This window comes from Janthinobacterium sp. EB271-G4-7A, from assembly GCF_020858075.1.
Lineage (GTDB): Bacteria > Pseudomonadota > Gammaproteobacteria > Burkholderiales > Burkholderiaceae_D > Janthinobacterium > Janthinobacterium lividum.
This window is the reverse complement of record NZ_JACYMI010000001.1, coordinates 2813958-2839210: the sequence shown is the minus strand read 5'-3', so window position 1 is coordinate 2839210 and position 25253 is coordinate 2813958. Positions and strand designations below refer to the sequence as shown.

Genomic DNA, 25253 nt, shown 5'->3' with positions numbered 1-25253 from the left:
ACTACAGGGCGGCGAGGCGGGCCGCACCGCGGCTTTCCAGGCGAAAGCGGACTTTTTCCCACAGCCGGTCGTGGAAGGGCAGGACGATCACGTTGCAGATCGGCTCGACCACGGCCAGCAAGCCGCCAAAGGCCATGGAACCCGTGGCCCAGTACATGACGCCGAAGGCCACGCCCATGTGCAGTGCTGTCTGGCTGAGTTTTTCTCCCGCCAGGGCGGCAAAGCCCAGGCGGCTGGCGGCGTAGCGGCGACGGATCGCGTGCCAGGCTTTTTCGTGCCATGGCAGCAGGGCAACATTAATGACCGGTTCGATGATTGCGGCCAAGCCACCGATTGCCAGGGATCCCGTCAGCAAGTAGGCGAGACCGAAGGCGATCGACATATGCGTGCAGACCTGGCTGAATGTTTTGATGGCTGTAAACAAGGGATGCTCCTCTCTGTTGAATTCGCTTATCCTTGATGTAGATAGTAACGATTCTCATTTACAAAAGGAAGTAAAATATTTCAACTGAATCCATAGATTAAGACTATGGATTGAGAAATATCAATTGTCCTTACTGGATTATGGATGGCTTCAGGCACGCGCGGGGGAGGGAGATGCTGCGCCAGGGCATGTGCTGCGCATGTGAGCAGCAAGGCTCCCATGCGCAGTCGGGCAAAGGCTGTTACGGCAGGGTTTTCAGTACATTCTTCGTCGGCACGGAGAAATTATAGTTGTCGTGGCGGTCCCAGTTGATCGACCAGGTCATCACGCCGCGGAAGTCCGGATACGCCTGCAGCGGCTTGATGGTGCCGCAGTTGAGCAGGCGCGTCAGGCAATTCAGGGCGTTGCTGACGTCGGCATTCGTCGTAAAACCCGAGCCGGCCGAGCTGCGCCCCGATGGCACGCCAAAGCCCACCTGGTCCGGGCGCAGGCCGGCGAAGGTGTTGCCGCCATAATTGAACCCCTCGATCAGCATGCGCGCCGTGGCCACCAGCTGGTCGGCCGAGCCAGCCTTGATGGCGCCCGTGGCGTACGGCGTATAGATGTCGCCATTGTTGTAGTACTGCGGGTGCAGCACCGTCAGCTCGCTGCGCAAGGCGTTGATGATGGGAATATAGGCTCCCCAGATGCTGCCATAGCTCGTGTAGCCCCCTTCCACATACACCCATTCCGGCGCCATCGACAGGTAGAAGCTGCTGCCGACCTTGGTTTTCAGGTTTTTCACGGCGATCGGCAGATAGGTCTGGATGGCCGCGCCTTGCGCCACGCCGTTTTCCAGGTCCAGGTCGATGCCATCGAAGCCATACTTGGTGATGATGGCGTACAGGCTGTTGGTGAAATTGGTGGCTTCAGCCGTGTTGCCGACGGAAACGGAACCGTTTTGCCCGCCCAGCGACAGGATGACCTTCTTGCCTTTCGCGCGCTTGGCCGCCACGTCGGCAATGAATTGCGCTTCCGTGCCCGCGCCCGGATCGATGGTCAGGCTGACATTGCCGCCGCCCGCGTTGTCGCCGAAGGAGACGACGATCACGTCCCAGTCATCGCTGACCTGGCTGATCGGATACGTGGCACCGCTGGGGTTGGTGAAGTTGTGCCAGTAGCCGATCAGCGCGTGCCTGGCCAGGCCGGTGGGCGTAGGCGTCGGAGTAGGCGTTGGTGTCGGGGTCGGGGTCGGGGTCGGCGTTGGAGTAGGTGTCGGGGTGGGAGTCGGCGTAGGTGTTGGGGTAGGTGTTGGGGTAGGCGTGGGCGTCGGCGTCGGGGTAGGAGTCGGCGTGCCGCAGTCTCCCACCGCCGTCCAGGGCTGGCCGCTGCCGGCGCCGCCGCTGCTGGTCGAAGGATTATTGCCTTGCGTCCACCAGTTGGCCGTGTAATTGACGTTGTTGTAGCTGGCCTGGCCGCCGCCGTTGTAGGCGGTGCCGCTGTTCCACGGCGTGTAGCAGGCGACTGCTTCCGTCGAGGCTGCCAAAAGCTGGCTCGCGCCTGCGCTGGATCCATCGCCGCCGCCACCGCACGCGGCCAGCGTGCCGCCGAAGAGGGTAAGGATGAGGGTATTCATGACTGTCCGGTTCACTTGCATCTCCTTGTGTGTTTTTAGTATGGCCGGGCGGCTGGACACCGTCCGATTTTTCAGAGTGCAAGCATTGCAGGTGGTAGTCAACTGGTTTTATTCTTTGCGCATTATCACAATACCAGTTGCAGCCTTGCCCCGGCATAAGGGCGATACTGGCCATACCAGTGCCTGTTTTCCAGTGCGCTGGTATGGTGTCCGGAATGTCGCCGGGAGCAGGGCGGGGAAGGGAGGAGCATGCGGGGCAAGGTCTGGCGGCGCGGTTTCCTGACGCAAATCGGCGTACGGTGCGCGCGACAGGTCCAGCAGCATTTGCGTCAAGGCCACCGTCTGGCGCCGCATCAGACGGCAGTCCAGCGTGGGGTATGCGAGTGTTGAGACTTCTCATGCAAAATGGGCGGCAAATGCCTGATTTCATTGATATTGCTGGCATTGGAAATACTTGCCACGGGCAATAACTTACCACCAGGCCAGGCGCTAAGCCCGCGCGCCTCATCAGGCAATGTCTCTTTTTCAAGGGTTCCATGTTCCGCTCCTGAAAGAAAACCTGTAACTTCCTGCATGGCAGCGTGCCATGACGAAAGCGGAAATAATGAAGAAGATACTGATACTGGGTGCAGGCGGACAGGTGGCGCAGTGGGTCATCCGCGCCTTGGCGGGCCGTGAAGACATCGCCTTGACGCTGTTGTTGCGCAATCCCGGCAAGCTGTCTACGCCAGTCCCGGCCAACGGCACCGTGCTGGCCGGCGACGTGCTGGACCAGGCATTGCTGTGGCAAACGATACCCGGTCACGATCTGGTCTACGCCAATCTGGTGGGCGACGACATGGAAGCCCAGGCCAACAGCATCATTGCCGCCATGCGGGCATCCAGTGTCGGGCGCCTGGTTTTCGTCCTGTCGATGGGCATCTACGATGAAGTTCCCGGAAAATTCGGCGCATGGAACAACGCCAGGCTGGCAGAACACCTGAAACCATTCCGCCGCGCCGCCGACGCCATCGAAGCGTCGGGCCTGGCATACACCATCGTGCGCCCAGCCTGGATGACGGACGAAGACGAAGTCGACTACGAACTGACCACGCGCCACGCGCCATTCAAAGGCACCGTGGTGTCGCGCAGGAGCGTAGCGGACCTGATCGCCAGCATCATCGAAACGCCAGACCTGCACCGGCACGCCAACCTGGGCGTGAACAAGCCGAACACGGACGGGGACAAGCCGTACTTCATGTAGCGTGTTCAAGCGAAGGTATCCAGCGACCACGACAGCGGCACGCAGATGGGGGAAATCGCATTTGCGATTGGGGAGTTGGCGAAATGGGGGTTTTCTCAAATCTCTCCATAACTTCGCATAATTTATATTATGTCAAATGAAAGATCAAAGCAGGCGATACTTCTTGGCTATCGAACCAGGACAAGGTCCCACCTTGCCCTAATAGCTACTACCGGACCATATTGCAATTTGGCACATCAACAAACTCATAGTTAGGTTGAACGATAAATTGCCACAATGGCAGCTGATCGCTTTTATGCTCTCTCGGGATTTTGGGAGAAAATGTATCAGGATCATAGGTAACATCTAATGCAATGACCTGCCCATCTTGAATTGTGTGTTCTGCAAATGCCCAACTGATCATGCCACTAAGCTCGCCTATCAGGCCAAAGGGCTGACCCTCAAAGAGTTCATCAGTAGTACAACTAAAAACCACCCCATGTAACTTCCCATCCAAGACAACAGCTTCGGCACGTTGTGGCCAATTTCCAAATCGCATTAAATAGAATGCAATGCGCTGATCAATCTCAGCATGAAGCTCGGTCCCAGCGCAATATATTTTACTGCTTCTGAAAATTATAATCGCCTTACCGTCCCCGTCCAAAGTATTGGCTTCTTCCGGCGCCGTCATCAATTCCAAACGCAGACTTGGCAACGTAGAGATATAAGCATCGCCCAAAATACTCATTTCATTCTTCGCAAGTGCGCTTGTAAAAGATATTTCCAATCCCTTTTTCACTCTTTTAAATGATTTTGGAGACAATAGGCACCACCGTTTGAAATCTGAAAAATAAATTGCAATTTTCAGATCAATGTCATTCATTTCTGCATAAAGCTCTATTTTTTTATAATATTCCGCCGCAAGTAAAAATGGCTCACCTTTTCTTGATCTGAAATTTTTAACTTCAACTAACATCTTTGTTCCATCTTTAAGAATTAGTCGATAGTCAGGAGCTTGGACAGGAAGCCCTTGTATAAATACTTCACCAGCATCCTCAGATTTTATCATCCGACAATTATCTAAACCTCCTGCAACATACGCAAACATCGCCTCAGTACGCTTCCCATAAAGCATTGTCATACTTTCTTGGGATTTTTTCAGCGAAGACAACATTTGATCAGAAAACTTCGCAATGTCACTGGGATTGTTTAGCTGATACCCTGTTTGCCTAGCCACATTAGAAAAATATTCAATTGCACCGAATTTAATCGGATCACGATTCATTCTTTTCATTTATTTCATCTTTACAGTAAATTTTTACAATTTTAAATGCAGAATTAAATTTTTTGACTAAGCTTTGCATTCATAAACTATATTTTCTATATCATCTTAACCCGAATAAAAAAATAATCTAGGACAGCGGACAATGCTGGACCCACAGTAGGTAATTTAACAATTAAAATCCCCTCTTACAGCTCTGCTGCAAAAGGAATGGCATCGAAACTCATCTTTGAAGCATCGTTCACATACACGCAATCGTAGGCAATATCGTGCTTGGTGCACCGCCCATTTCGGCACTCCAAGCATATACATGAAATCGCCAAGCATCCTAGTCCGGTTGACCGCTCGCCAGTTAGTCCGCCTAGAGTTACGAATGATCCAGTACTGATTGCGGAATTCGTCCTCAATTTGCTCAAGTATCCGCAGTGAATTAGCATCAAAATTTGCCATGTCACGTCCCTCCTCCCCGTCAATCAAGGTGGAGTAACTGTCAGAATGGACAATCGTCCACCACCTGTGGCAGTCCCGGAGCCGTCGCCAAGTACACGACACCTAGATTGTTGTTGCACCAGGTCTGCAAGCCGTCCATGCAATGGCCTGAAAGCGCCTGGAATGCGACCTGCGCAGCGCGCAGCATGTTTGTACAAAACGGCACCCGCCATACATCGACTTCCGGCACCACGATGCCCCTGGAGCGGAAGTAGCGTTTCTGGTCCAGCGCCCTGTACTGCAATTCCTTGCCGCAGTACTTCGCAAGCCGCATTGGGGCATGCGTTGTCAGGCAGCCGTACCACCGGGGTCTCTGCAAATCGATGATGCCTATTTTTCTACAACATATTGCGCAATATATTGTATTCTTGAGTCTCACCGAGGAGAAACATTAGAATGCGCTATCACTCATGTCTGCTTCAAGCGCTGTCGGCGCTGTCCATCGTTTGCGCATCGGGCGCTTTTGCCGAGGTGCCGGGCATCTCACGAGACGAAAAGGGCGCGATCATCGCCTCCCTCGATAGCACCTTGAATGCGAACTACCCGTTTCCGGACATCGCAAGAAAAATTACGCCGGTGCTTCAGGAGCGGTTGAAAAAGGGAGATTATGACGCGGCGACCACGAAGGCAGCGTTTGCGAGCAAGCTGACCGACGATCTCCTCAAAGTCAGCGGCGACCTGCATTTCTTCGTGGGTGCCGACGCAAAATGGATCGCCGAATTCAAGGCGAAGGCCAATCCGGCGCTCAAGGCCAAGATACGAAAAGAAGAATTGAGCACGCTGGAGGAGAGCAATTTCGGTTTCGATGAGGTCGCTCGCCTGAAGGGCAATATCGGTTATATACGCTTCAGCTATTTTGCCGATCCGGAACTTGCCTATGATACGGCCGCGTCCGCTATGCGCTTCGTCGGCAATACGGATGCCCTCATCATCGATTTGCGCTATAACAATGGCGGACATCTGGAAATGGCGCAATTCCTGGCGAGCTATTTCTTCTCCAGCGAGAAAGACCAGCTGCTCTTCGACTATTATTATAATGAGGATGGCAAGCGTATCCAGCGCGGGCAATGGGTGCTGCCGGGCCTGCCTGGCAAGCGCATGGTGGACAAGCCGCTCTATATCCTGACCGGCTCCACGTCGTTTTCCTCCGCAGAATGGTTTTCCTATGCGATGAAGAAGCTCGGGCGAGCGACACTGATCGGGGAGCGGACCGCAGGCGGTGCGCATCCGGTTACGCGCAAGCCGCTCAACGACGATTTTTTCTTGCAAGTGCCGATCGGCCAGATCCAGGACCCCGTGGACCATGGCGATTTCGAAGGTGCCGGCGTGCAACCCGATATCCCTAGCCCCTCTATACGCGCGCTGCCTCTGGCGCACAAGCTGGCGCTTGAAAATCTGGCGAAGACCGATGACGCCAGGCGAACCGAACTTGCCTGGCTGCTCCCGAGCTTGACGGCAGCCATTGAGCGCCCGCACGTCGATGCCGGGATGTTGGCGAAAGCGGCTGGAAAATATGAAGGCCGCCAGATCATACTGGACAATGGCACGCTCTACTATATCTGGCGCGACCGGTTTCGGGTCGCGCTCGAGCCGATCGGTCCCAACCTGTTCGCGGTGGAAGGCGTGTCGGATTTTCGATACCGCTTGGATGTTTCGCGCGGAAAAGTGACGGCGCTGGAACGCGTGAACATGGACGGCAGCATCCAGAGGTACAAGCGCCTTGACTAAGGAGACACCTCAACCGGCCGCGATCGATGACGCCGTGTTTCTCGGCCGCGCGGTCGAACGGCTGAGCGTCCTGATCGCTGAGCAATCCAAGGCCGTCTTCGATACGATGGGGATCGTCATCCCGGTCCGTTCGTGTTCGCTGATGACTGTTCTTGCAACGCTCGGCACGGCCTCCGCCGCGGATCTGGCGCGCGAACTCGGACATTCGCACCAGCTAGTCATGCAAAAGATACCAAAGCTGCTCCGCCTGGGCCTCATACAGTATCGGAACGATGACAATGATGCCCGGCGACGGATATTCATGCCCACGGATGAAGGCTTGTCGCAGCTCGCGAAATTCGAGCAGTGCACGGTGCTGATCCGGGCGGCCTATGCCGGCTTGTTTGCGGAGGTGGGGGATGTCAGGCAATTCGTGGATCGGGCCGCCGATGCGCTCAACGAGAGGCCGCTGGACAAGCGCATCCATTCCCCGGCGCGTTTTACCTGATGCAAACCAGTTTTGTATTCATTTTTTACTGACTATCCCCATGCTTTCCATCACCCTGGCCGCATTATCCTTGCAATCGATATCCTCGGGTCTGGCATCGATCAGTTGAATCAGCGACAAAAGATGCGCCTTGTTCTGCGCCAGGCGTACTTCCAGGGACTCGATATCGACGATCTTCTTTTTGAGCGCTACCATCAGCGCATCATGTTTCCATGATGAAATATCCTCCGGCAAGACTTGCTTGATTTCGTCCAGGGAAAAGCCCGCCTGCTGGGCGTCGCTGATAATGGACAGTACCGCCACCGCTTCCAGAGGATAGTCGCGGTAGCCGTTCGATTGCCGGTCCACGGCTTTCAGCAAGCCCTTGGATTCATAGAAGCGTATCGTGGATGCCGCTAGGCCGCTGCGCTTGGCCAGTTCGCCAATTTTCATCGTTTTTGCCGCTCCCTTATTATGGTTTGTTATTCCGCAGGGCCGTGAGCAGCGCTTGCGCCACTTCCTTGCTCGATCCGGGATTCTGGCCCGTGACGAGGCGGCCATCGGTCATGACAAAGCTGCCAAACGGGATAAAACCCTTGTCATACAGCGCTCCCCTGCCCTCGAGCTCGCTTTGCAGCAGATAGGGCACCTGCTCCTTGATGCCGGCCAGCGATTCCTCCGTATTTGAAAATCCCGTCACGCGGCGCCCCTGTATCAGCGGCTTGCCGTTATCGTCTTGCAGATCGAGCAGGCCGGCGGCGCCATGGCAGACGGAAGAAACGATGCCGCCGTTGCGGTAGATCGCCTCGGCAATGCGCTTGAGCTCCTGGTTGCCCTTGAAATCCCACATCGTGCCATGGCCGCCCGTGTAGAAAATAGCCTGATAGGCAGCAGGGTCGATGTCCGCCGGCGCGTGTGTCGATTCCAGCGCCGCCATGAAAGCGGGATCTTTCAAATGGTTTTTGGCCGCCGCATCCATATACAGCCATCCCAGGCTGCGCTCATCGAGCGGCACGGCGCCGCCGTTCGGGCTGACGAAGTCAACGCCAAAGCCGGCGTCCTTCAGCGCGTCATACACATGCGTCAATTCCGTGAGCCAGAGCCCCGTATGGTCGCTTCTGCTCGGATACTGGGAATGATTGGTCATGACCACGAGTACTGTGCCCGGTTCCCGCTTTGGCGACGCCGGTTCCGCAGCGACCATCTGCGCAAACAGGAGCGGCATGAAGGCGAGGAAAAGCTGCTTGAAAGCTGACATGGGATCGTCCTCCTGATGGTGCGTGGCCTGCGTCATGTGATCCACTATAAGCTTAAAGCCAACTTGAATGTCAAGCGGCAGATGGGTGGTGGCAGGAATTTTCTTGTCTCAAGGTGCTGCATTTCTTGCAGCCCGTGTCGTGAACGGGACACAGGCAAAAAAAGTGCATTTCAGGGCTTGACCTTCAAGTTAGCTTAAAGCTTATCGTGAGGCCATCGCAACCCTGGAGATAAGCATGAACCCCTTTACCGCACTGACATTGCCCAATGGGACCGTCATTCCCAACCGCCTGGCCAAAGCCGCCATGGAAGAGAATATGGCCGACAAGGACCACGCTCCTTCGGACGAGCTGATCCGCCTGTACCAGTCGTGGGCCGACGGTGGTGTTGGCTTGATGATTACGGGAAACGTGATGATCGACCGTCGCGCCATGACGGGCCCAGGCGGGGTGGTGCTTGAGTCCGAGCAATTTGGCGCCCGCTTCGAGCAGTGGTCGCGCACCGCCCGTTCGCGCGGGGCGCAGGTCTGGATGCAGATCAACCATCCAGGACGCCAGATGCCTGCCGCCATGGGACAGGAAACCATGGCGCCATCACCTGTGCCTATGGATATGGGCAACTTTTCAAAGCAATTTTCCGCGCCGCGGGAAATGACGGAAGCCGATATTGCCGACGTGAAGCAGCGCTTTGTCCATACCGCCAAGCTGGCGGCACAGTTCGGCTTTACGGGCGTGCAAATCCATGCCGCGCACGGCTACCTGCTCAGCCAGTTCCTCTCCCCTATTACGAATAAACGCGGGGACCGGTGGGGCGGCTCGCTCGAAAACCGGGCGCGGCTGCTGGTCGATGTTGTCAACGGGGTGCGGCAAGCTGTGGGCCAAGGCTTTGCCGTCGCGGTGAAGCTCAACTCGGCGGATTTCCAGAAAGGCGGCTTCAGTTCGGAAGATGCCAAGCATGTGGTTTCCATGCTCAATACCCTGGGCGTGGACCTGATTGAATTGTCCGGCGGCAGTTATGAAGCCCCTGCGATGCATGGCCAGACCCGCGACGGCCGCACCTTGGCCCGCGAAGCCTATTTCCTGGAATTCGCGAAGGACATCGCCACCGTGGCCCGGATGCCCATCATGGTGACGGGCGGCATACGCCGTTACCCGGTGGTCGAGCAAGTATTGAACAGCGGCATTGCCATGGCAGGCATGGGAACGGCGCTGGCCATCGATCCGCAGTTGCCGAAAGCATGGCGTTCCGATCAATCGGCAAGCCCCTTGCTCAGGGCCATTACCTGGAAAAACAAGGTGCTGTCGTCGATCGGCTATATGGCGATGGTGAAGTATCAGCTGCGGCGCCTGAGTCAGGGCAAGCAAACAAGGCCCAATGTGGCGCCCGCCCTGGCGCTAGCGATGCAGCAATGGGAAACCGCCGTCAGGAACCGGCAGTATCGCCGCAGGATGAACGGGCTCGCGGCAAGCGGCCTGTAAATGGAATTTACCCAAATCAAACAGTGAAGGTGCAAGCAATGAACATGACAATTGCCGCGGCAGTATCAACATTGATGCTAAGTATCGCCGCGAGCCCGTCCCGGGCAGAAATTCCTGCGACAAACACGCAGGTCATCATTGATATCGCCGGCCATGACGTGCCGGTGGCGGCTGGCGGCTTGTATGACCGCTTTCGCTCGAATCCACCGTTATCGGTCATCGCGTCGGAAGCGCCGCAACTAGACCTGAGCTGGTTCCAGGGCATTCAAAAAGAAAAGGTCGCCATCGGCTTTGACTCATACTCACCGAACTTCTATTACAAGAACCGCAAGATCACGGCCGTATTTACGGCCGACATCGCGCGCTTGAAGGAGCTGATGCCGGAAGACATACTGAAAGAAGTGCAGCCATTGCAAGTGTGGCCGGGCCGGGGCGCGGTGGCGTTGACGGCCTACGCCTACGAATACTGCGACAACGACAGCTACAATGAAATTTCATTGGCGATCGTGACCAACAAGCCCGGCAGCTCCAGTTTTGGCCCGTTCACGTTGCTGGGCCAATCGCTGTCCAATGATTTCTGGGGCTATGTGCTCAAGCTGCCCGTGAACACGGAACTGGCCAGGGTGCGTGGTGTCGTTGGCTACAACCTGCCCAAGTGGCTGACTGGCATCGACATAAAAGAAACTGACGCAAGCATTTCCTTTGCCGTCACGGACAGCGCAACGGGACAGCTGGATTTTGTTTTTACAGGAAAAAAACTGGGCGACCTGTCGCACAAGGCAGAGATGGTGACCAACAGCTTCACCAACAAGGATGGCGCCGGCAAGCTGACTTACGGCTATTCCGTTTCCCGCCAACTGAGCCATGCATCGAGCACGAACGCGGAATCGGCAAGTCTGAAACTGGGCGACGGCAGCTTTTCCCGGTATATCAAGTCATTGAAGCTGGGAAAGATGATGAAATATGAATACGTGCCAGAATTCCAGAATGCACTGTATGCCCCGAAGCCGCTACAAGCCCTGGCTACAGACAAATGATTTTTATATGAGCAGCAAGCATCCTGACGGGTGCTTTTTTATAGCCGCCCTCCCAGTATAAGTTGATGTGGATCAATCAATTTTCCTGTTGTGTGCAGCAGAATATGATCATTCGCAAGGATCTGTTATGTGCCTTGCACGATGCATTCGCCACTTCATAAGGAATACCATGATCCCCCCTACCATGAAAGCCGCCGTCGTCGAGCAACTGGGCCAGCCGCTGGTGCTGCGCGAGGTTCCCGTGCCGGTGCCAGGCCCCGGCCAGATCCTCGTCAAGACGGAAGCTTGCGGCGTCTGCCACACGGACTTGCATGCGGCGCGCGGAGACTGGCCCGTCAAGCCGACGCCGCCGTTCATTCCCGGCCACGAAGGCATCGGCCTGGTGGTGGCCGTGGGCACGGGCGTGACCGAAGTGCAGCTGGGCGAACGGGTCGGTGTGCCCTGGCTGTACTCGGCTTGCGGCCATTGCGAACATTGCCTGGCGGCCTGGGAAACCGTGTGCGCCGAGGCGCAGTTTGGCGGCTACACGAAGAATGGCGGCTTCGCCGAATACATTCTGGCCGACCCGCGCTACGTCGCGCACATTCCGGCGGGTCTGTCCGCGGTGCAGGCGGCGCCCATCATTTGCGCCGGCGTGACCAGTTACAAGGGCATCAAGGAAACGGGGGCGCGGCCGGGCCAGTGGCTGGCCGTATCCGGCATCGGCGGACTGGGCCACCTGGCCATCGAATATGCGGTGGCCATGGGCTTGCGCGTGGCGGCCGTCGACATCGATGAAGGCAAGCTCGAGCATGCGCGCGCCCTCGGTGCCGAAGTGACCATCAATGCGCGCCAGGGCGACCCGGTCGCGGCCTTGCGCGAAGCGACCGGGGGCGGCGCCCACGGCGTGCTGATCACGGCGCCATCGATCGATGCTTTCCAGCAAGGCGTGGCGATGACGCGCAAGCGCGGCACCTGCGTATTGGTCGGCTTGCCGCCGGGCGACTTCCCGACGCCGCTGTTCGACGTGGTCGCCAATTGCGTGACGATACGCGGTTCCTTTGTCGGCACGCGCCAGGACATGGCCGAGGCGCTCGCCTTTGCCGCCACGGGCAAGGTCAAGGCCGGCGTGGAATTGCAGCCGCTGTCGGCCATCAATGAGATCTTCAGCCGGCTGGAACATGGCAAGGTTGCCTCGCGCGTGGTGCTCGATTTCAGCGGCAGCTGAACGCCAGGCGGGCAGCGCGGTGTGTCGTGCGACGGCAATTTAATTACCGTTGCTATGATGGCATCTCATACAGAACACCGAGGACACACCGATGAAGAAATCCCTCTACGGCCTGCTGGCCTGCGCCGCCCTCGCCTTGTCCTTTTCGGCTGGGGCGGCCAGCGCGGCCGACCCGGCTGCGGCTTCACTGCCCGGACACTATTACCTGCAAGGCGTCATGGAAACGGGTTCCGAACTGCTGCTGAAAAAGGACGGCACCTTCGAATGGATGCTCAGCTATGGCAATACCGACGAGCAAGCCAGCGGCGAGTGGCGCGTTGCCGGCGACGTGGTGACCCTGGTGGCGGGCAACGGCGGCAAGGAGCCGCAGTTTCGCGTGTTCGAGGAAGCGGAAATGCGCATCCAGAAACCCGCCGAAGCGGGCCTGTGGGTGGCCATCGTCGGCTTCCCCCGGTTGGGACCGATGGCCGGCGTGGAAGTAAAGTTCGAAGCGCAAAGCGGCAAGACGGCCACGGCCGTCAGCGTGGCGAACGGCGACGCCATCGTCCGCATGCCGGCGTCGGAAAGCTGGGTGCGCGCCGGCTTGCGCCGCCAGGGTTCAAAAGCCGACTATCAATGGCTGGCCGTGCCGCCCGTGCGCGCGCAGGAACGCATTGCCGCATTCGCCGTCACCGATCCCCAGTGGTTGAGAGGCCAGGCATTCCAGAAGCTGTCCTTGCGCGTGGTCAAGGGTGGCCTGAAAGTGGACGATCCGGACCATGGCCTGGCCAGGGGCCTGTACGCCAAACCGGCATCGACGCAATAGCCTTCTTTCCCCTTCTTTCCATTCTCCCGGCACGTTGTCCTGGTCAAGAATAATGACCGGGGCAGTATGCGCACGCCCGTGCGCCGTTGACACCCCGCACGGTCTGTCCTATAGTCGCCGGGTTAACGACAAATGAGAATGAGAATCATGTTCAGTTCTATCAAGAAATGGCTCGTCTGCTATCCGCTCGTGGCCGCCAGCCTCAGCCTGTTACTGGCCGGAGGCGCGCAAGCGCAAGTGGCCGACCAGGGCGCCGGCGCCAAGCAGTTATGGCAATTGATCGACTATGTTGCCGTCGATTACAGCGGCGCCGTCGAGCACGGCAAGGTAGTGAGCGAAGCGGAATACGCGGAAATGCTCGATTTTACGGACAACGCGACGACGCAGATCGCCGCCCTGCCCGCCCACGCGTCGCAGGCGGCCATCGCCGCCGCCATCGCCGACCTGCGCAAAGCCGTCGTCGCCAAGGCGGACGGCGTGGAAGTCAAGCGCCTGGCGCACCACGCGAACGGCTTGCTGATTGCCGCCTACCCGATTCCCGTGGCGCCAAAAGTGCTGCCCAACCTGGCGCGCGGCGCCGCCCTGTATGCGGCCCAGTGCGCGTCCTGCCACGGCGTGGCCGGCGGCGGCGACGGTCCGCTGGCGGCCAGCCTGGAACCGAAGCCGATCGCCTTCACGGATGGCGAACGGGCGCAGTCGCGCAGCCTGATGGCGCTTTACCAGGTCATTTCGCAAGGCGTGACCGGCACCTCGATGGCCAGTTTTGGCCAGCTATCCGAGAACGAGCGCTGGGACCTGGCGTTCTATGTCGGCGGCATGTCGCACGATGCGGCGGCAAGCGCACATGGAGAAAAGCTGTGGCAGGATGATCCGCGCAGCAAGAACCTGTACGCTGACCTGGCTGCCGTCACGACCCTGACGCAGGAAGCCGTTGCCGCCAAGCTGGGCGCGGACGAGGCGCAAGCCTTGACGGCGTACTTGCGCAGCAACCCTGGCAAGGCCGAGGCGCACAAGCCGGCCGGCCTGGCCCTGTCGCGTTTGCGCCTGGCGGAAAGCCTGGAGGCCATGCATGCGGGCGACCGCGCGGGCGCCACGCGCCTGGGCCTGTCGGCCTACCTGGACGGTTTCGAGCCGATCGAGCCGATGGTCGGCGCGCGCAATAAATCCCTGCTGCTGGCCGTGGAAAACGCCATGCTGGCTTACCGCTCCGCCGTGGCCAAGGGCACGGTGGCCGACGCCGACGCGGCCGGCGAAAAGCTGCAGCAACTGTTTACCCACGTGGAAGCGGAGCTGGGCGACGCCAAGGCCGACCCGATGACGACCTTTATCGGCGCCCTGACGATCCTGCTGCGCGAAGGCGTGGAAGCGCTGCTGATCGTCATCGGCATCATCGCCTTCCTGCGCAAGGCCAAGCGCAACGATGTGCTGCCCTATGTGCATGCGGGCTGGGCGAGCGCGCTGGTGGCGGGCGGCCTGACATGGGTGGCGGCGACCTACCTGGTGACCATCAGCGGCGCCAGCCGTGAAGTGAGCGAAGGCCTCGGTTCCGTGTTCGCGGCCCTGGTCCTGCTCAGCGTGGGCTTGTGGATGCACCAGAAGAGCAGCGCCGGGCGCTGGCAGGAATACCTGCACGAAAAACTCACGGCGGCGATGACGCGGCGTTCCGCCTGGGGCCTGTTCGCCCTGGCCTTCATCGCCGTATACCGCGAAGTCTTTGAAACCGTGCTGTTCTATTCCGCCCTGGCGGCGGACGGCAACGGCGGCGCCCTGCTGGGCGGCTTCCTGGTGGCCATCGTGCTGCTGGTCGTGATCGCCTGGGCCTTGCTGCGCACCAGCGCGCGCATGCCGATCGGCAAATTCTTCTCGTGGACGTCCGCCTTCGTGGCCGTGCTGGCCGTGATTTTGATGGGCAAAGGCGTGGCCGCGCTGCAGGAAGCGGGCTGGGTCGGCGTGAGCCCCGTCGATTTCATCCGCGTCGACCTGCTGGGCATCCTGCCGACCCTGGAAACCTTGCTGGCGCAGGCGGCCATCCTGGCCATCATCGTCGTTGGCTATGGCTGGAACCGCGTTTCCGCAGGCAAGCGCAAGCTGGCTTGACCTTGTAGAGCCGGCCCAGGCACGCTGCCCGGGCCGGTACTTCTGCACTTCTCCTCCCACCATCCACCTGTTGTCATGCCGCTCAAGAAGCGGCATCGCGCGCATCGTCGATGGCCAGCAGCGCCAGGCGGTAGCCGGGCAACTGGTCAGTGCATGGTAGCGCCGTTCGCGCCAGGAGGCAGACAACTTGCCGCGCCACCTGCCGGCACAGGTCCTGCACGGTTTTGAAAATTACGATATGATGACCGTCATGCAGAATTCATCCAACAACTCATCTGGCAAGAAAGCCTCGGCGCAAAGCCGCAAGGAAGCCACCCACGAACGCATCGTCGAGGTGGCCACGCGCGCCATTCGCCGCAGCGGCTATGCGGGCACGGGCGTGGCCGACATCATGAAGGAAGCGGGCCTGACGCACGGTGGCTTCTATGCCCACTTCGCCTCGCGCGACGCGCTGCTGGCCGAAGCAGGCGACCGCGCGGGAGCCGAAGCGGTGGCGCTGGCGGCCAGGGTGGCGGCTGCCGCCCCTCCCGGCCAGGCCCTTCAGGCGATGATGGCCGCGTATCTGTCGCCCGAACACATCGCCGCCATCGAGGTTGGCTGCCCCGTGTCGGCGCTGGGCTCGGAAATGCCGCGCCAGGCTCCCGAGGTGCGGCGCGCCGCCACCATCCATATCAAGGAAATGATCGACCTGTTCGCGCGCCAGTTGCCGAACTGGGGCCAGCCCGAAGCGCATGCGCAAGCCATGGCGACGGTGTGCGCCCTGATCGGCACCACCATCCTCGCCCGTGCCGTCGACGAACCGGCCCTGTCGGACGCGCTGTGCGCGGCCACCCTGGCGCAAATTCAGGCTCCTGGCTAAGCGCACCGCCCGTGGCGTTGATCCGTCCCGGGCTTTTTTTTCAACAACAATATGATGATCGTCATATTCCATATCCCAAGCTGTCAATCACTGAAGGAACTGCCATGAAAAACCACAAGATTGCCCTGGTCACCGGCGCCTCGTCCGGCATCGGCGCGGCCACGGCCCAGCGCCTGGCGCAAGCGGGCTACACGGTGTACGGCACCAGCCGGCGCGGCGCACAAACGGCCGGAGTCGGCCATGCGATGCTGGCGCTCGACGTCACCAGCGATGCGTCTGTCGCTGCCGCCGTGGCCGAGGTGATGCAGCGCGAAGGCCGCATCGACCTGCTCGTCAATAACGCCGGTTTCGGTGTGGCTCCGGCGGGCGCCGAGGAAAGCAGCATGGCGCAGGCGCAAGCGATCTTCGACACGAATTTCTATGGCGTGCTGCGCATGACCCTGGCCGTGCTGCCGCACATGCGGGCCCAGGGCGGGGGGCGTATCCTCAATATCGGCTCCGTCGTGGGCTTTTTGCCCATGCCTTACGGCGCGCTGTATTCCGCCACCAAGCACGCCATCGAGGGCTACACTGAATCGTTCGACCATGAAGTGCGCGGCTGGGGCATCCGCGCCAGCGTCATCGAGCCGGCCTATACGAAAACCACGTTTGAAGCCAATTTGCTGGCGCCCGATACCCCGCTGTCCGCTTACCGGCAAGTGAGCATGGCCGTCACGCGCCGGCTGCAAGCGCTGATGGCCGGCGCCGATGACCCTGGCGTCGTGGCCGACACGGTATTGGCGGCGGCGCAGGCGCGCCAGCCGAAATTGCGCTACACGGCCGGGCCGCTGGCGGCACGCCTGCGCCTGATGCGCCGTTTCCTGCCCGCCGCGCTGATGGACGCCGGCTTGCGCAAGGACCTGCGCCTGGCTTGAACACCGACGCCTTTTCAGCATTCAGAGAGAACATCATGCAAGCATTGCAACTTAAAAAGTACGGCGGCCTTGATCACGTGGCGTTTGCCGATCTGCCCCGCCCCACTCCCGGCCCCGGCGAACTGCTGGTGCAGGTGCACGCCGTGGGCTTGAACCCCATCGACAACCTGATTCCCAAGGGCGACTTCAAGCCGATATTGAAACTGCGCTTGCCGGCCACCCTGGGCAGCGACCTGGCCGGCGTGGTGGTGGCAATCGGCAGCGCCGTCACGCGCTTCAAGGTGGGCGACGCCGTGTATGCCAGTATTTTCGACACGCCATACGGCAGCCTGGCCGAATTTGCCGTGGTGCCGGAACAGGCGGCCGCCCTCAAGCCTGTCAATCTCGATTTCGTGCAGGCGGCCTCGATTCCCATGGTGGGCTTGACGGCGTGGCAAGCAATGCATGAGCGCATGCAGCTCCGGCCGGGCCAGAAAGTGTTCATCCCGGCCGGTTCCGGCGGCATCGGCACGTTTGCCATCCAGCTGGCCAGGCATTTGGGCGCCCGCGTGGGCACGACCACCAGCACGGCGAACGTGGAACTGGTGCGCGGCCTGGGCGCCGATGACGTGGTCGATTACAAGAAACAGCCGTTCGAGGACGTGCTGCGCGATTACGACGCCGTGCTGGGCACTGTGCGCGGCGACGGGCTGGAAAAGGCCTTGCGCATCGTCAAACCCGGCAGCCGCGTCGTCTCGCTGGTCGGCCCGCCGGATGCTGCCTTTGCCCGCGCGCGCGGCATGAACGTGGTGCTGAAACTGGTGTTTGGTTTGCTCAGCCGCAAGATCATCGGCCTGGCGCAGCGGCGCGGCGCCAGCTATGCCTTCCACTTCGTGCGTCCCGACGGCCGCCAGCTGGCGCAGATCGCCGCCTTGATCGAAGGGGGAAGCATCCGTCCCGTCATCGACCAGGTGTTTCCTTTCCGTGAGGCGAAACAAGCGCTGGCTTACCTGGCGCAGGGACGCGCGCGCGGCAAGGTGGTGGTGCAATTTCCCGCGCCTTGAGTCACATCTGCCGGAAATGCTGCAGATAGCTGCGGCTGACGGGCAAGGTTTCCTCGCTGCCGCGCAAGTGCAGCTGCGCCGTTTCATTCACGCCCCGCGTTACCTGGCTGACATACGCCAGGTTGACGATGACGGCGCGGTGTATTTGCACGAAGCGGGCCGGGTCCAGCTGTTCGCCCAGTTCCTTGATGCTGGTGCGTATCAGGGCTTCGCCCTCTTCCCACGCCACCAGCGTGTATTTCTCTTCGGCCCGCAGATAACGCACTTGCTCGACGGGAATCAGGCGCACGCTGCTGCCCACCGAGGCCTTGATCCATTGCAACCGGGCCGGCGGCGCGGCGCGTCCTCCCAGGCGGCTGGCCAGCTGGTCCAGCATGGCATCGAACGCGCCGCCATCGGCCGGTGGGCCGGGCAACTGGCGTTGTAAACGCTGCACGGTGTCGGCCAGGCGGGCCGGATCGACGGGTTTCACCAGGTAATCGATGGCGCCCTGCTCGAACGCCTGCAATGCGTACTGGTCATACGCGGTGACGAACACGATTTGCGCGCGGCGGGCCAGCGCGCGCGCCGTGGCAATGCCGTCCAATCCCGGCATGCGGATGTCGAGAAAGACAATGTCGGGTTGATGCAGCTCAAACAATTCAAGCGCTTCGGCGCCGTTGCGCGCATCGCCGATCACAGACAAGGCCGGCCACAGGGTGGCCAAATGGCTGCGCAGGCGTTCGCGCAGCAGCGGTTCGTCGTCGGCAATCAGCGCGGAAATGGTTTTCAAGGCTGTCCTCCAGAAAAATGCAGCTCGGCACGCACGCCATGCGGGTCGAGCGCGTGCAGTTCCAGCCGGGCGCTGGCGCCATACACGGCTTGCAGGCGGCTGCGCACATTGTTCAGGCCGGTGCCAGGCTGCGCCGTCTCGGCCATGCCCACGCCTGTGTCGCTGACCCAGACGCAGCTCTTGCCGCCGGCCGCATCCAGCGCCGCGCCCACCGTGATGCGCCCGCCTTCCATGCCGGGATCGATGCCGTGGCGCACGGCGTTTTCCACCAGGGTCAGCAGCGCCATGGGCGGAAAGCGCAGGCTGGCTGCCTGCGCGACGTGGGCTACCTCGAATTGCAGGCGGTCCGGCATGCGCACCCGCATCAGTTCCAGGTAGGCGCGCACCAGCTGCAATTCCTGCTCCAGGGTGGCGGCCTCATCGTTCAGGCGCGGCATGGCGGCGCGCAGATAGGCGATCAGGTGGCGCAGCACGGGCCCCGCATTGGGCGAGCCGGACGCCACCAGCGCTTCCACATTGGCCAGGGTATTGAACAGGAAATGCGGTTCGATCTGCGCCTGCAAGAGGCGCAGGCGCGCGTCCAGCAATTCGCGCTCCAGGGTGTTTTTCTGCAGTTCGGCCTGCAGGCGGTCGGCCCGTTCGCGCTCGCGCCGTTCGCTGCGCATGGCCAACAGGGAAAACAGCACGCCGAAGACGACAGCCAGCACGACCATCAGGAAATGGCCGACGAGGGTTTGCGTTTGCGCGAGATAGGCAAGGAACTGGCCCCGCTGCGTGGCCAGCGCCGTGACCAGGGCGGCCACGGGCGCCATCAGCACCACCGTGCCCAGGCGCGCCGCCGCCAGCGACAGCCAGCGCGGCCGCAAGGCTCCCGCCGCCGAGTACGCCAGCAGCAGCGCTGCGCCAATGAAGCCGATGCGGCCAAACACGCCAAGATACGGCGTACCGCTGAGCAGATGCAGCAGCCACGACAGCAGCAAGGTGAAGACCGTCACGACGAGCGCCTGCCGCGCGGTCGGCAAGAACGCTTGGGCGCGGCGGATGGTGACAGGGGCAGGCATCATGGCGTCACCATACGCGGGAAGCGGCCGCCGTTCAAGCCCTGAAAACCGCCGTTCGTCGCACCGTCCCCGCCTGTTCCCGGCCGCCCGGGAAGCGGAGGCCTATCTTGATGCTTCGTTCATGCCGCCAGGAGATACCGATGCCATCCGCCAGTTCTACCACCAGCCCCCTGCCCTCGCCGCGCCTGGCGTCATCGCGCCGATGGGCGGCCACGGCCCTGTCCGCCTCTGCCCGCTTCTGGTTCCTCGCCACCGTCACCGGCCAGCTCTTCTTTGCCGCCTACATCATCGCCCTGTATGGCGGCGCCGCGACGCGCGGCGATTTGCCGGGCTGGAATGCCGTCATGACGCATGGCCACGTGCCCGGCGATGGCGTGGGCAATGTGGCCACCGGCGTGCACCTGCTGCTGGCAGCCATCCTCATGCTGGGCGGCGCGCTGCAACTGGTGCCGCACGTGCGCCGCCACGCGCCCCGCTTGCACCGCTGGAACGGCAGAGTCTACCTGGCCGGTGCCGTGCTGGCTGCCTTGTCCGGACTGTATATGCTGTGGTGGCGCGGCGCCGTGGGCGATACGACACAGCATCTGGGCATCAGCCTCAATGCCGTGCTGGTGCTGGTCTTCGCGGGCCTCGCCTTGAAGAACGCGTTGCAGCGCGATATCGCGGCGCACCGGCGCTGGGCGCTGCGGCTGTTCCTGGCCGTGAGCGGCGTGTGGTTCTTCCGCGTGGGACTGATGTGCTGGCTGGCAGTCAATGGCGGCCCGGCGGGTTTCGACCCTGCAAGCTTCACGGGGCCATTCCTCAGCTTCCTCGCCTTTGCCCAGTATCTGCTGCCGCTGGCCGTGCTGGAAGCCTATCTGCGCTGCCGCGACGGCGGCAACGCGATGCTGCGCCTGGGCATGGCGGCCGTGCTGGCACTGCTGACGGTGGCGATGAGCGCGGGCATCGCCGTGGCCGCGATGGGCATGTGGCTGCCGCGCATGCACGGCTGAGCGCCGCCCGGCATGCGGCCGGGCAAACGCCTGTTACCAGTAGCCAAGCACCTTCCACCAGGTGGTGCCGACAACGGCAAAGATCAGCAGTTCCACCACGCACATGATGAAGCCGACCCGCCACCAGTTGCCCATCGTCACGAAGCCGCTGCCGAAGATGATGGGCGAGGTACCCGTCGCGTAGTGCGTCAGGGTCATCATGATGGCCGAGCCGGCCGTCATCATCAGCATGAAGGGCACGTGGTACCCGGCCGGGATCAGGTGCAGGCCCACGGTCAGGAAGGCCAGCAGCATGGCGCTGATGTGGGCCGTCGTGCTGGCGAAGAAGTAATGCGAAAAGACAAACACCAGCACCAGGACGGCGGCAATCGGCAGCCAGTCCATGCCGCTGGCGACGATGGCGGCCTTCATGCCGGCCGAAAACCAGGCGATCACGCCCGTCTTGTTCAGTTGTTCGGCCATCATGACGAGCGCGCCGAACCACACGAGGGTGTCCCAGGCGCTCTTTTCCGACAGCACGTCGTCCCAGTCGATGGTGCCGGTAATGATCAGTACAAACAGACCGACAAAGGCGACCACCGTCGCATCGAGCGAAAACGCGGGACCGAACAGCATGGCGGGCACGTTCGCCCACAGCAGCAGCAACAGGGCGAAGGTACCCAGCATGACTTTTTCCGACGGCGACAGCGGGCCCATGCTTTTCAGTTCCGCCTTGGCGTAGGTGACGGCGTCGGGTGTGGCTTTCAGTTCCGGCGGCGACAGCCAATAAATAATCAGCGGCATGACCAGCAGGCAGACCAGGCCCGGCAGCAGCATGCACAGGGCCCAGGTGGTCCACGTCAGGTGAAAACTCTGGCCGCTGGCCTTTGCCACGAAGTCGACCACCAGCGGGTTCGGCGCCGTGGCCGTCAGGAACATGGCCGAGGTGATCGGATTGGCGTGGTAGTTGACGAGGGCCAGATAGGTGCCGACTTTCTTTTCCGTGCCCTTGGCCGGGTCCGAATCGAAGGCATTGGCGATCGATTTCATGACGGGGTGGACGATGCCGCCGCCGCGCGCCGTGTTACTCGGCGTAAATGGCGCCAGCACCAGTTCGCAGATCGCCAGGCCGTAGCCGATGCCCATGGTGCGCTTGCCCAGCAGGGAAATGAACAGCAGGCCGATGCGGCTGCCCAGCCCCGTCTTTTTCAGGCCGCGCGAAATCAGGATCGCCACGACGATCAGCCAGATCAATGGATTCGAGAAACTGCTGAGCGCATCCGTGATGGCGCCCTTGGACGAGGTCGACGTCACTTGCGACAAGGAAACGATGACGATGGCCATCATCGCCATCACGCCGATCGGCATGACCTTCAGAATGATCGCCAGGATGGTGGTGAGGAAAATCGCCACCAGGCCCCAGGCTTTGGGCGTCAAGCCATCGGGTGCCGGCAGCAATAGCATGCTCAACAGCAAGGCTGTGCAGATCAGGGCGGGGACGAGGCGGAATGGGACGGCTTCCTTGAAATGCAGGAACAGGTCGCGCACTGTTTTATACATCTTTATTACCTTTCGCTGTGGGTCAGGCATCCTCGCGGTCGGAATCGTGCACGCAGATTCATGGGCCGGTAGGCACAAGAAGCGCGCCCGCAAGATGACAGATGCCCAACAATTCTGTTCGGCAATATCATACACGCAAGGTTGGCGCGGCCCCGCCACGCCACGCCGCCTGCTTCAACTAACTTTCAAATCGTTGATCTGGGAGCGGCATGCGCAACAAAAACGCCTCTCGCCAGGCGTCAATGTGCCGGCGCGCCGCAAGCCGTTTTTGCATCGGCAGTACCGGCACGCGAAACTTTCTCCACGCCTGTCAGAACCTGAAGTTCGACACGGCGGCCTTGCTCAAAACATGCCCGTTGCTTGAGCGAGTCCTTCATCTCGCCGCAGCCGCTGATGCCGTCGCGATCCAGGCGTATGTCAATCAGTGCATCCGCCTCGCTGATCGATTTGTCGCGTACCAGTTGATGGAACACGGTGCATGCTCTTTTGTGCGCCAAAACGAAATTACCCTCTTTTTCGCGAGGCATCGGGTCGGCAAAGCCCACGATAACTACTTTTTTCTCCTCGCCTTTTTTTGCCTGCGGCATGAATTTATCAACGTACGATTTTGAAATAGCCCACTGCCCTTCTTCGAACGTCTCTTTTCCAGAGCTGAAATAGATCCCGTTTTTCAGCTCCTGGCAAACTGTCTCTTTTCCCCCTCTTGAAACCTTGACGCCGGCGCTATCCAACTCAATCCGCGTATCTGTTGTATCGGCGGCAGCCGTCCCTTTCAGTTCGATATAGCTGCGCAGGCCAACCCCATGCCACAGAACCCGGACATTACTGATCGAAAAGCTGTCGCCATCCATTTTGCAACTATGCAGCAACACACCCTTGGCATCGGCTGCAGCTTGCATCGTGGCGAAATTCGTTTTATTGACGATCAATACGGCATCGGAGCGCAACCCGAGGCCACTCATCACATAATTAAAACTATGCTGGCCTGCCAGCAATGGAATATAGGCAAACAGGATTCCCACTGCAATACTGGCAAAAGCGCTCCGGGAGCTGGCGCTGAGGTTGGCCGTGGCGGGGCCGGGCGGAACGGGTGGAACGGGCGGAATGGGGGGCGGAAGCGGCACGAATGTGGAAAACATCGCCACGCCAAGACTTAAAAACATTCCTGAAAATAGCATCACCAAAGGTATTGCCAGGAAGCTGAAAACTCCACTGCCAGCGTCAGGCTTGTTTAGGGCGGCAATATATCCCAGCATGGACGTGGAAGCAATCAATGGCATAACGTAGGCGACGGCGAACCAGCCATCTTCCGTCAATTTGCGAGCCAGGTACCAGTACACGCCAATGAGAACCACTGCTACGATACTTAACACGACAAATTGGCATCCACTGGCGGAGCCGGCGCCGTTGTTCAAAGCCTCAAAGAAAACCATAACCAGCAGCAGGGAAAGCAGCCAAAGACCAAGCAGGTATGCGGCACTCTTTAACTTCCCGGATGGGAGTATTTTTTGTGTAGCCCACGGAACAAAAGGCAAGAACCCCATGATGACCGATAAGGCACCGATACAGGAAAAAGCCAGCATTACAAAAATAAAGAATAATGTATCGCCAACACTTAACCCGGATGGAAAAAAACCAATCACGAAGAAACAATAAATAAAGACGGCAACCAGGCCAAAAGTAGAGCTCAGACCTGCACATAAACCACTCATGGTTTTCAGGCGTTCAATCCTGAGCTTTTTAATTTCGGCTATTTGCTTCTCTTCATCCAGTGTCATAATATTAGGCGGTGTATTGACGTTTAGATATTATAATGCAACCATCTTTCCTGAAGTCAATAAATTTGCAAGATTGGCATGGGCGGCGGAGTTCTGCCTGGGTGCCAGAAAACTGAGCCAGGTCAAGACTCTGCCTGTCACCCGCCTGTTTCAAGGGGTATTTCAGCCCAACCTTGCCAACCGCACTATAATGTTGGCACCGCTTGCGGCAGCAATGGCGGCGATAGACGGTAACAATTTCGTGTGGAGGCCGGTACAATAGCGTCTGGGCCTACACAGGGTTTCACTTTTGCCAGCAGTTGCCAGCAACTAACCATTTTTTTTGACCAGCCAACAAATACTATGAGTTCGATGAATGAAGAGCGCGTTTTAAGCGTGCACCACTGGACGGATACCCTGTTCTCCTTTACCACCACGCGCGACCCGTCGCTGCGTTTCTCGAATGGCCATTTCACCATGATCGGCCTGCGCGTCGATGGCAAGCCGTTACTGCGTGCCTATAGTATCGCCAGCGCCAATTATGAAGACCACCTGGAATTTTTCAGCATCAAGGTGCCGGGCGGTCCATTGACGTCGCGCTTGCAGCACTTGCAAGTGGGCGACACGGTCATCGTCGGCCGCAAGCCGACGGGCACCCTGGTGTCCGACTACCTGCTGCCAGGCAAGCGCCTGTACATGCTGTCGACGGGCACGGGCCTGGCGCCTTTCCTCAGCATCGTGCGCGATCCGGACATCTACGAGCGCTTCGACCAGCTGATCCTCGTGCACGGCGTGCGCCAGGTCGATGAATTGGCTTACCACGACTTGCTGGAAGAGCATCTGCCGAAGCATGAGTTCCTGGGCGAAATGGTCAGCGACAAGCTGCGCTACTACCCTACCGTGACGCGCGAAGACTTCCGCAACATGGGCCGCATCACCGAACTGATCGAAAACGGCAAGCTGGCCGAAGATCTGGGCGTGCCGGCGCTGAACCCTGCCGAAGACCGCGTGATGATCTGCGGCAGCTCGGACATGCTGCGCGACCTGAAGGAAATGCTGGAAGCGCGTGGCTTCAAGGAAGGCAATACCTCGACGCCAGGCGACTTCGTTGTCGAGCGCGCTTTCGCCGAAAAGTAATCCGCAAAAGTCATCCGCAATACCCCAGGGGCCCGGCCCCGCCGCTTCCTGCGGCGGCGCCGGGCCTTTTCA

23 protein-coding genes are annotated in these 25253 nt (G+C 60.0%); 13 read left to right on the top strand and 10 right to left on the bottom strand.

All coding sequences use genetic code 11. The annotated features are described in order from the left end of the window. Window position 1 precedes the first annotated feature (1 nt). The 3 genes from IGS58_RS12855 to IGS58_RS12845 form a co-directional block, all read right to left on the bottom strand. A complete protein-coding gene (locus IGS58_RS12855) occupies window positions 2–424 on the bottom strand; it encodes a DUF2061 domain-containing protein (protein ID WP_230521598.1) in 423 nt (140 codons plus the stop codon). A gap of 241 nt (window positions 425–665) precedes the next feature. Continuing rightward, on the bottom strand, window positions 666–2039 hold the full coding sequence (locus IGS58_RS12850) for a chitinase (RefSeq protein WP_230521597.1): 1374 nt from the start codon (window positions 2037–2039) through the stop codon (window positions 666–668). Between the two features lie 353 nt (window positions 2040–2392). Next, window positions 2393–2614, bottom strand: coding sequence for a hypothetical protein (locus IGS58_RS12845; protein WP_139144118.1), 222 nt, complete (start codon window positions 2612–2614; stop codon window positions 2393–2395). A 29-nt stretch (window positions 2615–2643) separates the two neighbouring features. Here IGS58_RS12845 and IGS58_RS12840 point away from each other — a divergent pair, with 29 nt between their 5' ends. Further along, on the top strand, window positions 2644–3282 hold the full coding sequence (locus IGS58_RS12840) for an NAD(P)H-binding protein (RefSeq protein WP_230521596.1): 639 nt from the start codon (window positions 2644–2646) through the stop codon (window positions 3280–3282). Between the two features lie 208 nt (window positions 3283–3490). Here IGS58_RS12840 and IGS58_RS12835 read toward each other — a convergent pair whose 3' ends face one another. Beyond that, the gene (locus tag IGS58_RS12835) at window positions 3491–4555 is read right to left on the bottom strand and encodes a hypothetical protein (protein WP_230521595.1); all 1065 of its coding nucleotides are present in this window, start codon (window positions 4553–4555) and stop codon (window positions 3491–3493) included. Window positions 4556–5428: 873 nt separating this feature from the next. Here IGS58_RS12835 and IGS58_RS12830 point away from each other — a divergent pair. Next, window positions 5429–6760, top strand: coding sequence for a S41 family peptidase (locus IGS58_RS12830; protein WP_230521594.1), 1332 nt, complete (start codon window positions 5429–5431; stop codon window positions 6758–6760). Beyond that, window positions 6753–7247: a MarR family winged helix-turn-helix transcriptional regulator gene (locus IGS58_RS12825; RefSeq protein ID WP_230521593.1), complete on the top strand. Its 495-nt coding sequence runs from the start codon at window positions 6753–6755 to the stop codon at window positions 7245–7247. Before IGS58_RS12830 ends, IGS58_RS12825 begins: the two co-directional genes overlap by 8 nt. 18 nt (window positions 7248–7265) lie before the next feature. Here the strand turns inward: IGS58_RS12825 and IGS58_RS12820 are convergent, their stop codons facing one another. Next, on the bottom strand, window positions 7266–7679 hold the full coding sequence (locus IGS58_RS12820; protein ID WP_070257611.1) for a MerR family transcriptional regulator: 414 nt from the start codon (window positions 7677–7679) through the stop codon (window positions 7266–7268). 19 nt (window positions 7680–7698) lie between these two features. Continuing rightward, window positions 7699–8484 carry a type 1 glutamine amidotransferase domain-containing protein gene (locus IGS58_RS12815; RefSeq protein WP_230521592.1) on the bottom strand — a complete coding sequence of 262 codons (786 nt, stop codon included), beginning with the start codon at window positions 8482–8484 and terminating at the stop codon, window positions 7699–7701. Between the two features lie 235 nt (window positions 8485–8719). Between IGS58_RS12815 and IGS58_RS12810 the strand changes: the two genes are divergently transcribed. The 8 genes from IGS58_RS12810 (at window position 8720) to IGS58_RS12775 (ending at window position 17923) form a co-directional block, all read left to right on the top strand. Beyond that, complete coding sequence (locus tag IGS58_RS12810) at window positions 8720–9961, top strand: NADH:flavin oxidoreductase/NADH oxidase family protein (RefSeq protein WP_230521591.1); 1242 nt, start codon at window positions 8720–8722, stop codon at window positions 9959–9961. A 38-nt stretch (window positions 9962–9999) separates the two neighbouring features. Further along, window positions 10000–10998, top strand: a complete 999-nt coding sequence (locus IGS58_RS12805) for an acetoacetate decarboxylase (ADC) (RefSeq protein WP_230521590.1) — start codon at window positions 10000–10002, stop codon at window positions 10996–10998. A 169-nt stretch (window positions 10999–11167) separates the two neighbouring features. Further along, window positions 11168–12205, top strand: a complete 1038-nt coding sequence (locus IGS58_RS12800) for a zinc-dependent alcohol dehydrogenase (protein ID WP_268989828.1) — start codon at window positions 11168–11170, stop codon at window positions 12203–12205. A 91-nt stretch (window positions 12206–12296) separates the two neighbouring features. Next, on the top strand, window positions 12297–13010 hold the full coding sequence (locus tag IGS58_RS12795; RefSeq protein WP_230521589.1) for a copper resistance protein NlpE: 714 nt from the start codon (window positions 12297–12299) through the stop codon (window positions 13008–13010). A gap of 147 nt (window positions 13011–13157) precedes the next feature. Further along, window positions 13158–15107, top strand: coding sequence for a cytochrome c/FTR1 family iron permease (locus tag IGS58_RS12790; protein ID WP_230521588.1), 1950 nt, complete (start codon window positions 13158–13160; stop codon window positions 15105–15107). Between the two features lie 238 nt (window positions 15108–15345). Then, a complete protein-coding gene (locus IGS58_RS12785; protein WP_230521587.1) occupies window positions 15346–15966 on the top strand; it encodes a TetR/AcrR family transcriptional regulator in 621 nt (206 codons plus the stop codon). A gap of 104 nt (window positions 15967–16070) precedes the next feature. Continuing rightward, window positions 16071–16880: an oxidoreductase gene (locus IGS58_RS12780; RefSeq protein WP_230521586.1), complete on the top strand. Its 810-nt coding sequence runs from the start codon at window positions 16071–16073 to the stop codon at window positions 16878–16880. Between the two features lie 35 nt (window positions 16881–16915). Then, window positions 16916–17923: an NADP-dependent oxidoreductase gene (locus IGS58_RS12775; RefSeq protein ID WP_230521585.1), complete on the top strand. Its 1008-nt coding sequence runs from the start codon at window positions 16916–16918 to the stop codon at window positions 17921–17923. 1 nt (window position 17924) lies between these two features. Here the strand turns inward: IGS58_RS12775 and IGS58_RS12770 are convergent, their stop codons facing one another. Further along, window positions 17925–18695, bottom strand: coding sequence for a LytR/AlgR family response regulator transcription factor (locus IGS58_RS12770; RefSeq protein ID WP_230521584.1), 771 nt, complete (start codon window positions 18693–18695; stop codon window positions 17925–17927). Then, window positions 18692–19759: a sensor histidine kinase gene (locus IGS58_RS12765; protein ID WP_230521583.1), complete on the bottom strand. Its 1068-nt coding sequence runs from the start codon at window positions 19757–19759 to the stop codon at window positions 18692–18694. Before IGS58_RS12765 ends, IGS58_RS12770 begins: the two co-directional genes overlap by 4 nt. 137 nt (window positions 19760–19896) lie before the next feature. On the opposite strand from IGS58_RS12765, the gene IGS58_RS12760 reads away from it, so the two are divergent. Then, window positions 19897–20748: a DUF2306 domain-containing protein gene (locus tag IGS58_RS12760; RefSeq protein ID WP_070279603.1), complete on the top strand. Its 852-nt coding sequence runs from the start codon at window positions 19897–19899 to the stop codon at window positions 20746–20748. Between the two features lie 33 nt (window positions 20749–20781). Here IGS58_RS12760 and IGS58_RS12755 read toward each other — a convergent pair whose 3' ends face one another. Further along, complete coding sequence (locus IGS58_RS12755) at window positions 20782–22287, bottom strand: anion permease (RefSeq protein WP_070253454.1); 1506 nt, start codon at window positions 22285–22287, stop codon at window positions 20782–20784. A 239-nt stretch (window positions 22288–22526) separates the two neighbouring features. Beyond that, window positions 22527–24065 (bottom strand): hypothetical protein, encoded by a 1539-nt coding sequence (locus IGS58_RS12750; RefSeq protein WP_230521582.1) that lies wholly within the window; start codon window positions 24063–24065, stop codon window positions 22527–22529. A 342-nt stretch (window positions 24066–24407) separates the two neighbouring features. Here IGS58_RS12750 and IGS58_RS12745 point away from each other — a divergent pair, with 342 nt between their 5' ends. Then, the gene (locus tag IGS58_RS12745; RefSeq protein WP_034748152.1) at window positions 24408–25181 is read left to right on the top strand and encodes a ferredoxin--NADP reductase; all 774 of its coding nucleotides are present in this window, start codon (window positions 24408–24410) and stop codon (window positions 25179–25181) included. The last annotated feature ends 72 nt before the right edge of the window (window positions 25182–25253 follow it).